At 61.1% G+C, this 9794-nt stretch carries 7 protein-coding genes and 1 pseudogene; 5 read left to right on the forward strand and 3 right to left on the reverse strand.

All coding sequences use genetic code 11. The features are described 5' to 3' along the window. The first annotated feature begins 30 nt into the window (after positions 1-30). The 3 genes from ttcA (at position 31) to glmS (ending at position 4333) form a co-directional block, all read left to right on the forward strand. Complete coding sequence (gene ttcA / locus M0D65_RS25415; protein ID WP_266255078.1) at positions 31-999, forward strand: tRNA 2-thiocytidine(32) synthetase TtcA; 969 nt, start codon at positions 31-33, stop codon at positions 997-999. A gap of 109 nt (positions 1000-1108) precedes the next feature. Continuing rightward, complete coding sequence (gene glmU, locus M0D65_RS25420; protein WP_266255059.1) at positions 1109-2470, forward strand: bifunctional UDP-N-acetylglucosamine diphosphorylase/glucosamine-1-phosphate N-acetyltransferase GlmU; 1362 nt, start codon at positions 1109-1111, stop codon at positions 2468-2470. Between the two features lie 45 nt (positions 2471-2515). Beyond that, a complete protein-coding gene (gene glmS, locus M0D65_RS25425; protein ID WP_266255060.1) occupies positions 2516-4333 on the forward strand; it encodes a glutamine--fructose-6-phosphate transaminase (isomerizing) in 1818 nt (605 codons plus the stop codon). Between the two features lie 378 nt (positions 4334-4711). Here the strand turns inward: glmS and M0D65_RS25430 are convergent, their stop codons facing one another. From M0D65_RS25430 to M0D65_RS25440, 3 genes and pseudogenes are all read right to left on the reverse strand, one after another. Next, entirely contained in the window at positions 4712-5251 is a 540-nt protein-coding gene (locus tag M0D65_RS25430) for a hypothetical protein (protein ID WP_266255061.1), read from the reverse strand. Positions 5252-5323: 72 nt separating this feature from the next. After that, a complete protein-coding gene (locus tag M0D65_RS25435; RefSeq protein ID WP_266255062.1) occupies positions 5324-7246 on the reverse strand; it encodes an SEL1-like repeat protein in 1923 nt (640 codons plus the stop codon). Positions 7247-7885: 639 nt separating this feature from the next. After that, positions 7886-8203, reverse strand: a pseudogene (locus M0D65_RS25440) (enoyl-CoA hydratase-related protein); the annotation flags it as partial. Here M0D65_RS25440 and M0D65_RS25445 point away from each other — a divergent pair. Then, positions 8196-9062, forward strand: a complete 867-nt coding sequence (locus M0D65_RS25445) for a sugar kinase (protein ID WP_266255063.1) — start codon at positions 8196-8198, stop codon at positions 9060-9062. The pseudogene M0D65_RS25440 and the gene M0D65_RS25445 sit on opposite strands and share 8 nt — an antisense overlap. 169 nt (positions 9063-9231) lie before the next feature. After that, the gene (locus tag M0D65_RS25450; protein ID WP_266255064.1) at positions 9232-9690 is read left to right on the forward strand and encodes an HAD domain-containing protein; all 459 of its coding nucleotides are present in this window, start codon (positions 9232-9234) and stop codon (positions 9688-9690) included. Positions 9691-9794: the final 104 nt, after the last annotated feature.

The raw sequence follows: 9794 nt of genomic DNA on the forward strand, positions 1-9794 counted from the left end.
GCTGAAATGGCCGGCCTCGCCGCGCCCGACATGGTTGCCGGCGAAGCAACGGCAACAGCGCAAGCCGACGCACGCCCCGTGATGACGCGCCGCGAGCAGAAAGAAGCGTACGAGAACAACAAGCTCTTCAAGCGGTTGGCGCGCCTCGTCGGTCAGGCGGTCGGCGACTACAACATGATCGAGGACGGCGACAAGGTGATGGTGTGCCTGTCGGGCGGCAAGGACAGCTACGCGATGCTCGACGTGCTGATGCGCCTGCGCGAGCGCGCGCCGATTCATTTCGACATCGTCGCGGTCAATCTCGACCAGAAGCAGCCAGGCTTCCCCGAGCACGTGCTGCCGGAGTATCTGTCGAAGCTCGACATTCCATTTCATATCGAGAATCAGGACACGTACAGCATCGTCAAGCGCCTCGTGCCCGAGGGCAAGACGACCTGTTCGCTGTGCTCGCGGCTGCGGCGCGGCATTCTCTACCGCGTGGCGGGTGAACTGGGCGCGACCAAGATCGCGCTCGGCCATCACCGCGACGACATCCTGCAGACGCTGCTGCTGAACCTGTTCTACGGCGGCAAGCTGAAGGGCATGCCGCCGAAGCTGCAATCGGATGACGGCAAGAACATCGTGATCCGGCCGCTCGCGTATGTGAAGGAAACGGATCTGGAGAAGTACGCGGAACTGCGCGAATTCCCGATCATTCCGTGCAATCTGTGCGGCAGCCAGCCGAACCTGAAGCGTGCCGAGATGAAAGCGCTGGTGCGCGACTGGGAGAAGCGTTTTCCGGGGCGCGTCGAGAACATGTTCAACGCGCTGTCGAAGGTCGTGCCGTCGCATTTGATGGATCACACGCTGTTTCCGTTCGCCGGCCTGCGCGCAACCGGTGAAGCCGATCCGCATGGCGATATCGCGTTCGACGAAGACCCGTGTTCCACCGATACGACGAGCAGCGCGACGCTGGGCAGCGCCCAGCCCATTTCAATCGTCCAGTTCGACGACCTCTAAAGCCGCCCGCGCGCACCGGCCCGGCGTGCCAAAGCCCGCCTGCCGGGCCTTGGCACGCCGGGCCGCGTGCTAGAATTGCCCGCTCTGAACCCGTCCTTTCGCTTACGCCATGAACATCGTGATTTTGGCGGCGGGCACCGGCAAGCGCATGCGCTCAGCATTGCCCAAGGTGCTGCATCCTCTGGCCGGTCGGCCACTTCTTGCACACGTCATCGATACTGCCCGCACGCTCAATCCGACGCGGCTCGTCGTGGTCGTCGGGCATGGCGCCGATGCGGTGCGTGCTGCCGTCGCTGCGCCTGACGTGCAATTCGCCATGCAGGCGCAGCAACTCGGCACCGGCCATGCTGTGCAGCAGGCGCTGCCGATGCTCGATCCGTCCGTGCCGACGCTCGTACTGTATGGCGATGTGCCGCTCACGCGTGCCGGCACGCTGAAGCAGCTCACCGACGCTGTCGGCCAGCAGGGCTATGGCGTACTCACGGTCACGCTCGACGACCCCAGCGGTTACGGCCGGATCGTGCGCGATGCGCGCGGCAAGGTGCTGCGCATCGTCGAGCAGAAAGACGCGACGCCGGAGCAGCAGGCGATTGCCGAGATCAACACCGGCATCATCGCCGCGCCGACCGGGCAGCTTGCCGGCTGGCTCGCGTCGCTGAAAAACGATAATTCGCAGGGCGAGTTCTATCTGACAGACGTCGTCGAACTGGCGATCGAAGCCGGCATCGAAATCGTCACGACACAGCCCGACGACGAGTGGGAAACGCTCGGCGTCAACAGCAAGCAACAGCTCGCCGAACTGGAGCGCGTGTATCAGCGCAACGTCGCCGAAGCGCTGCTGGTTGGCGGCGTGACGCTCGCGGACCCTGCGCGTCTCGATGTGCGCGGCACGCTCGAGTGCGGCCGCGATGTATCGATCGATGTGAACTGCGTGTTCGAAGGCAAGGTTACGCTGGCCGACAACGTCACGATCGGCCCGAATTGCGTGATCCGCAACGCGACGATCGGCGCGGGCACACGCGTCGATGCGTTCACGCATATCGACGGTGCGGAAGTCGGGGCGCAGGCCGTGCTCGGGCCGTATGCGCGGCTGCGGCCCGGCGCGCAGCTGAAGGACGAAACGCATGTCGGCAATTTCGTCGAAGTGAAGAATGCGGTGATCGGTCATGGTTCGAAGGCCAATCACCTCACTTATATCGGCGACGCGGACATCGGCGCTCGGGTCAATATTGGCGCGGGTACGATCACGTGCAATTACGACGGCGCGAATAAACATCGCACGATCATCGAAGACGACGTGTTCGTCGGCTCGGATACGCAGCTCGTCGCGCCGGTGCGCGTGGGCCGTGGCGTGACGATCGCGGCGGGCACGACCGTGTGGAAAGACGTGGCTCCGGACCAACTGGTGCTGAACGACAAAACCCAGACAAGCAAGCCGAGCTACGTACGCCCGGTCAAAAAGAAAAGCTGACGAGGCCGCGCTCGCGGACCTCCATCCTGCAAGGACAGATAGATCATGTGCGGTATTGTCGGCGCGGTTGCGCAACGTAACATCGTTCCCGTTCTCATCGAAGGTTTGCGGCGCCTCGAATATCGCGGTTACGACTCGTGCGGCGTCGCCGTACTGGCCGACGGCGAACCGCGTCGCGCGCGCAGCGTGGCGCGGGTGGCCGACCTCGACGAGCAGGTGCGCGAGTCGCATCTCGAAGGCACGACCGGTATCGCGCACACGCGCTGGGCGACGCACGGCGCGCCGGTGACCGACAACGCTCACCCGATCTTTTCGCGCGACGCGCTGGCGATCGTGCACAACGGCATCATCGAGAACTACGAGACGTTGCGCGAGATGCTGCGCGGCAAGGGCTACGTGTTCGTGTCGCAGACCGACACCGAGGTGATCGCGCATCTGATCCACAGTCTGTATCGCGGCGACCTGTTCGCGACGGTGCAGGAAGCCGTGCAACAGTTGCACGGCGCCTATGCGATCGCGGTGCTGCACAAGGACCAGCCGCATACGGTGATCGGTGCGCGCCAGGGTTCGCCGCTCGTCGTAGGCTTGGGCGACGGCGAAAACTTTCTGGCCTCCGACGCACTGGCGCTGGCCGGTAGCACCGAGCGTTTCATCTTCCTCGAGGAAGGCGACGTCTGCGAGTTAACGCTGGAGCGCGTGCGTGTGGCCGACCGCCACGGCAGCGACGTGCAGCGCGAAGTCCGCCAGGTGGCCGCGTATGGCGGTGCGGTCGAACTCGGACCGTACCGGCACTTCATGCAGAAGGAAATCTTCGAGCAGCCGCGCGCGATCAGCGACACGATTCCGCAAAGCGACGGCTTCGATGCAACGCTCTTCGGCGAGGATGCGGCGAAAGCATTCGCCGGAATCGATAGCCTGCTGATTCTCGCGTGCGGCACCAGCTATTACTCGGGGTTGACCGCGAAGTACTGGCTCGAATCGATCGCGAAGATTCCGACCCAGGTCGAGATTGCAAGCGAGTACCGGTATCGCGAGTCAGTGCCGAATCCGAAGGCACTCGTCGTGGTGATCTCGCAATCGGGCGAGACCGCCGACACGCTCGCCGCGCTCAAGCATGCGCAGGGGCTCGGGCATCGGCATACGCTGTCGGTGTGCAACGTCGCGACGAGCGCGATGGTGCGGCTCACCGAACTGTCGTTCCTGACGCACGCGGGCCGCGAGATCGGCGTGGCGTCGACCAAGGCGTTCACGACGCAGCTAGTCGGCCTGTTCGTGCTGGCGGCGACGCTCGGCAAACTGCGCGGTCATGTGAGTGCAGCGCAGGAGGCCGATTACATCCGCCAGCTACGTCACCTGCCGGCGGCGCTGAACAGCGTGCTGGCGCTGGAGCCGCAGATCATCGCGTGGTCGGAGGAATTCTCGCGCAAGGAGCACGCCTTGTTCCTCGGGCGCGGGCTGCATTATCCGATCGCGCTGGAAGGCGCGCTGAAGCTCAAGGAGATTTCGTATATCCACGCCGAAGCGTATCCGGCCGGCGAGCTGAAGCACGGGCCGCTCGCGCTGGTGACGGAGGCGATGCCGGTTGTCACGGTGGCGCCCAACGATGCGCTGCTCGAAAAGCTGAAGTCGAACATTCAGGAAGTGCGCGCACGTGGCGGTGAGCTGTATGTGTTTGCCGACGCGGACACGCGCATCGTCAACGACGAAGGGCTACATGTGATCCGCATGCCGGAACACTACGGAATGCTCTCGCCGATCCTGCACGTCGTGCCGCTGCAGTTGCTCGCGTATCACACAGCCTGTGCGCGCGGGACGGATGTGGACAAGCCGCGGAATCTGGCGAAATCGGTGACGGTGGAATAACTGGGCATTGGCTGTTGCATGGGTTGGTTCGTGACAATAAAGTTGCGAACTGGGCAATAAAGTTGCGAACTGATCACACACGTCGTGCCAATAAAGTTGCGAACCAGGAGGTTGGTCTGGCTACGGCTCAGAAATGACGACAGCGATCGAGTCGATGAGATACTCAATCTCAATCTCGACGTATGGGATGAACTGTGTGGCTATGTCGCCACCGCCTCGCATCGCCGCAGTACAGAGGATGGTCCCAGCGTTACCGCTACCTTCAGCGTTCGTGGTCGCAAAGGAACGAGCGTGGTGTCACGTAGCTGGTCTATTCACAGCTGCTCACTTCCGATCGTCGACGATCCCGGTCTAAATTTCGACAGGACGCCCGCGACATCAACTGATTGTCTGTAGTGGCCCGAACAATCGCTCAAGCACCCCATCCATGGACTCGACTAGTGTGAACGCACTGCGCGGAATAATCCGCTGATTGGGCCGCTCCAGCTTGACACCGGCTGCAGTGGCCTTTGCATGTTTGGCGATCCTCATCTCGCGGAGATCTGGCAGCGGTTGCCCAGGCAAGTTACCGAACCAAAGATAGGATTGGACGTCGAGCGCCGGCGTGACCACGATCCAAAGGATGCATCCGCTAGGCTTTTGCATCAGATTCAGGCTGGCTGTGATACTGGCCCGACTGCCACCCACCACCATCGCCTTGAACTGAATGTGGCGGACGATGGTGCCGTAACTCATCACGAGGTCATAGCCACCCGCATCGAATTCGGAGCGCAGTAACTCGACATCGGTGATGCCATGTTGCCAAAGGCGTCGCAACGCGTCGCCAATGAATACATGCTCAACGATACGCTCGCGCAGCACAGAGTGCACATAGTGCTGGTCAGAATTTCGGGGCGGATATTCGTTGGATTCGTCCATAGCTCATCGTTCAATTAGATTCAATCATGATTTCACAGTGAAAAGAACGAACATTCGACGCTGCTTCGCCTGTCAGTGCGTATCCCCCGAAGGATCCGTAGTGGGCCGGAACCCCGCAGCGGCAGCCTTCCCGTACCAGAACTGCGCCTGTGCCTCGTCACGCTCGACGCCGAGTCCGTTCCTGTACAGTTGCCCAAGATTGAACTGCGCATCAGCGTTACCCTGCTCGGCGGATTTGCGAAACCATATGACAGCCTGCACGTAGTCCTGCGCGACGCCGCGACCAAGCGCGTAACAATGTGCGACACCGTTTTCGGCGCCTGCGTTACCTTGAGCGGCAACCTGCGTTAACAAGCGGAATCCTTGAGTGTCATCACGGGCGACCCCATTGCCACTCATGTAGTGCTTGGCCATCTCGATCTGCGCGTTGACATCACCCTGGTCTGCGGCTTTCTGATACCAGCGCACTGCGCTCGCGTAGTCCGCACCGCCGGGCAGGGAATCGTAGGCTGCGGCAAGAGCAAACTGGGCAGAGGCCGTTCCCTGATCCGCGGCTTCTCTCAGCAACGTAAGCGCCTTTCCGGAGTCGCGCGGCACGCCGTCGCCGCGTAGATACAGCATGCCCAGCGCTTCCTTTGCTACAACCAGATTCTGGTCTACCGCACGCTGCAGCCATTGCGCGGCCTGCACGTAATCCGCAGGTGCTCCAGTCCCCCTGATAAACATCAAACCGACCTTCATCTGTGCACTTGCCGAGCCTCCGGCAGCAGCCTTCCGATACCAGTCGAATGCCTCAGTGTCGCTCGCACCAACGCCACGCCCCTTTTCATAGCATTGCGCCAGCAGAATCTGCGCTGATCCATCGCCCAGGTCAGCCGCTTTCCGATACCAGGCCACCGCCTCAACCTCGTCGCGCGCTACCCCGGTACCGTTCGCATAGAGCATTCCCAATTCTCGTTGCGACCACGCGTCGCCCTGGTCTGCAGCCTTTTTCAGCCAGGATGCGGCGAGCGAGTCGTCTCGCGGCACACCCGTTCCCTTTGCATACATGACTGCAAGGTTCTTCTGTGCGTGAACGTCGCCGCCGAGCGCGGCCTCAGTGATCAGAGTCGCGCCCCGCGCGTAGTCAATTGGCACACCATTGCCGGTTAAAAAAAGGAAGCCGAGGCCGCTTTTCGCCCGTAGATCGCCACCTTGCGCGGACAGTGTCCACCAGCGGGCTGCTTCGGCGTAATCCTGCGAGACTCCATCGCCCTTGCGGTAATACTCACCTAGAGCATACTGTGCCGCAGGGTAGCCATGGGTCGCCGCTGCGCGATACCACTTGAGCGCTTGTCCCACGTCGCGAGGAAGTCCTGCTCGATCGGCATCGTAGTAGCTCCCGACGTTGTACTGCCCCGGCGGATATCCTCCCTGTGCCGATTTCAGCATCCACTGGAGGGCCAGTGCCTCGTCGTGCGGCACGCCAAGCCCCTGATCGTACGCGTAGCCGAGATGATTCGCGGCGGGAGCGTAGCCTTGTTCGGCCGCCTTTCGATACCAGTCCGCCGCGACACGATCATCACGCTCGACGCCCCGACCTGCTGCGTAGAGGCGTCCCAGGCTATCCTCGCCTGCCGCGTAACCCTTCTCTGCCGAACTGCGAATCCAGCGCAGCGCAAGCGCATCATCTTGCGGCACGCCGTCGCCACGTTGGTACAGCAAGCCCAGCGCATTCTGCGCGCGCGGCTCGCCCTGCTCAGATGCCAACTGCCACCAGCGCGCGGCTTCGACCGGGTTCCGTGGTACCCACTCGCCGTCGAAATACAATTGGCCGACCGTGTACTGCTTGCTCGCGTCTCCTCCTGCAGCGTCTCTGGTCACATCGGCGGGACTGCTAGCCGACCTATCGCCCGCGTATGCTGCGAACGCTTCGGTGACCGTGGCCATCGTCAGCGATAAGCCGACGGTAGCGATCCCCATCAGATATTTACAACGCAACAATGGTGTATTCATATGCGCGTTCCCCCTGCGCTTTTCTCATGTTCTTCTCGTATTTTTTGTCTGCATGACGCTGGTGGCTTATTCCTAGATTTCCCAACAATCATCGGAACGCAGGCGGTAGCGTCTTTTTTGGATTAATGGTGAAGAAGAGGCTGACACTCTTTCCTATGATCTTAGAGGAAAAGTCCGACATGGCAACCCGAGATCAATGGATAGCTGCTCTGCGCCGATCGTCGTCGATAATTATCGGCTGCGGTAAAGTCGGATTCGCGTCGGGTTCCAAGGGAAGAAGTACCTTGACCTTGGCTTCGTCTGCCTCGAAGGGGACGTTGTGGTGAGGTTGGACACTGTTACAGATAGCGAGGACGTTGTCCGGCAACCAGAACCCGACGCGGTCGTTGATCTGCGGAGTCGGCAGGCATGCTCATATCAGGTTCTCGATCGCGCCCCCGACTAGCTGTCGCACACAACGAATTCGCCGTCCGCAGGTGCGGGAACCGCAGTCACCCGGATGGCAAAGTCCTCTGCTTGCGGGATACCATTAGGTCTGGACTTAGGCCAAAGTTGGCGATTGCCTTGCTCCATGATTGTACCGCTCCCTGAATTGGGTTGGCTCATAAGTGATGAGGCGGAAGGGCAACGCACCTAGTCTTAGCCGCTTTTCCAGATCGCCTTGCGTTTTTCAAGAAAAGCATTAACTCCCTCGCGCTGATCGTCCCAGTCGAACAGGTCGATGAAACGCTCGCGCTCCAACGCCAGCGCTGCCTTTCTCGGCACACCCTGACGTGCGCCATGAATCAGTTGTTTGCTGAATGCGACCGCTTGCGGGCTCAGGCTCGCTACGCGTTCCGCCATTTTGAGGGCCGAGCCCAGCGATTCGCCCTTGCCCACGACCTCCTCGACCAATCCGATATGTAGTGCGGTGTCAGCGTTCACCCGCTCGTTGGTCAGGATCATGCGCTTGGCCCATACGCTGGCGCAGGCAAGGTTCTACATCGAGCACCTCGGGGCTGATTTCTCTGACTACCTCGTCGAGAATGCGGCGTACGCGCAGAGTCTTGAGATTACCGTGCGTGCGTTGGAGACGTGGGGCCGCTACCAGGTGGTCGATCGTGCGTATCTGCCCAACTTCATATTTGCGGCTGACGATATCGTCGTCGCGCTTGGACAGGACGGGCTGGTCGCGAACTCGATGAAATACCTCGATGGCCAGCCGCTGATCGGTCTGAACCCGGAGCCAGGTCGCTGGGATGGTCTCCTGTTGCCCTTTGAGCCGAAGGATCTGGGTGCTGTACTCGCAGATGTCGTGGCGAATCGCCGGCCTACGAGATCGGTGACGATGGCAGAGGCCCGTCTGTCAGACGGGCAGGTACTGCGTGCCGTGAATGATCTGTTCATTGGACCGCGCACCCATTCCTCTGCGCTGTATGAGATCGAGCTGGGCGAGCGGCGTGAATCGCAGTCGTCGTCCGGCATCATCGTCTCCACCGGCCTCGGTTCGACGGCGTGGCTGAAGAGCATCGTCACGGGTTCACTGGGTGTCGCCGAGGCGCTGCGCTCGTCGGGCGAGCGGGTGAAGTACCAGCCGCAACCGTGGGACAGCCCGACACTGACCTTCGCCGTGCGCGAACCTTTCCCAAGTCGGGCCTCGAAGACTGAACTGGTGTTCGGCTCCGTGAGCACCGGACAACCGCTGCGGCTACGTTCAAGGATGCCCGAGAACGGTGTGATCTTCTCCGATGGTATGGAGGCCGACTATCTGCGATTTACCGCGGGGATGGAAGCGACGATCAGCATTGCCACAGTTCGGGGGTGCCTCGCCGTGTAGCGTGCCCGGTCGGCACCGGCGGTCCGGATCGATGACTAACGGAGAACTCCACGGATCCACCCGACCGACTGGGCGGACATCGGATTTTCCATTATCCTGACCCGAGATCAGTCGGACGCCGGGAGTACAAACGCCTGACGCTTCCGATCGAAACCACATCCCGGTAGCAATGAAGACGATCTTTCTGGACATCGACGGCGTGCTTCACCCGTCCACGGTCGGCGAACTCGAATACGGTCCACAGGGACCCCGGGTGACCGGACCGGGAGTGTGCGCGCTTGAGGCAAAGCTGGCGCCGATCGTTTCGGGAAAAGCAGTTGATATCGCTATCCACAGTACGTGGATCTACATGTTCGATGCGAAAACACTTCGAACGGAATATCTGCCTCAACTGGGTCAAGCAGTGCGCATCCAGCTAACGGACCGGCGGATTGAGAGCCGCGCCCTTCGTATTCTCGACTACATCCGGCGACGCCATCTTTCTCCCGACGAATATCTCATTCTCGATGACGCGCCAAAGGAATTTGCGACGGCCACCACGCTGCTACCTCGACTCGTCGCCTGTGATCCCGCGCGCGGCCTTAATGATCCGGAGGTAATCGACCGGATCGAGGAATTCCTTCGCTAGAAGCGTCGGAAGAGGCACGTCGCAACAATTCATCATCGAAGAATTCAGGGTGTTGATGTCCGCGCAGAACTGACCCACTAGAGCCGCAAATTTTCATCGAATTT

The sequence above is a fragment of the Paraburkholderia sp. CHISQ3 genome, assembly GCF_030464945.1.
Classification (GTDB): domain Bacteria; phylum Pseudomonadota; class Gammaproteobacteria; order Burkholderiales; family Burkholderiaceae; genus Paraburkholderia; species Paraburkholderia megapolitana.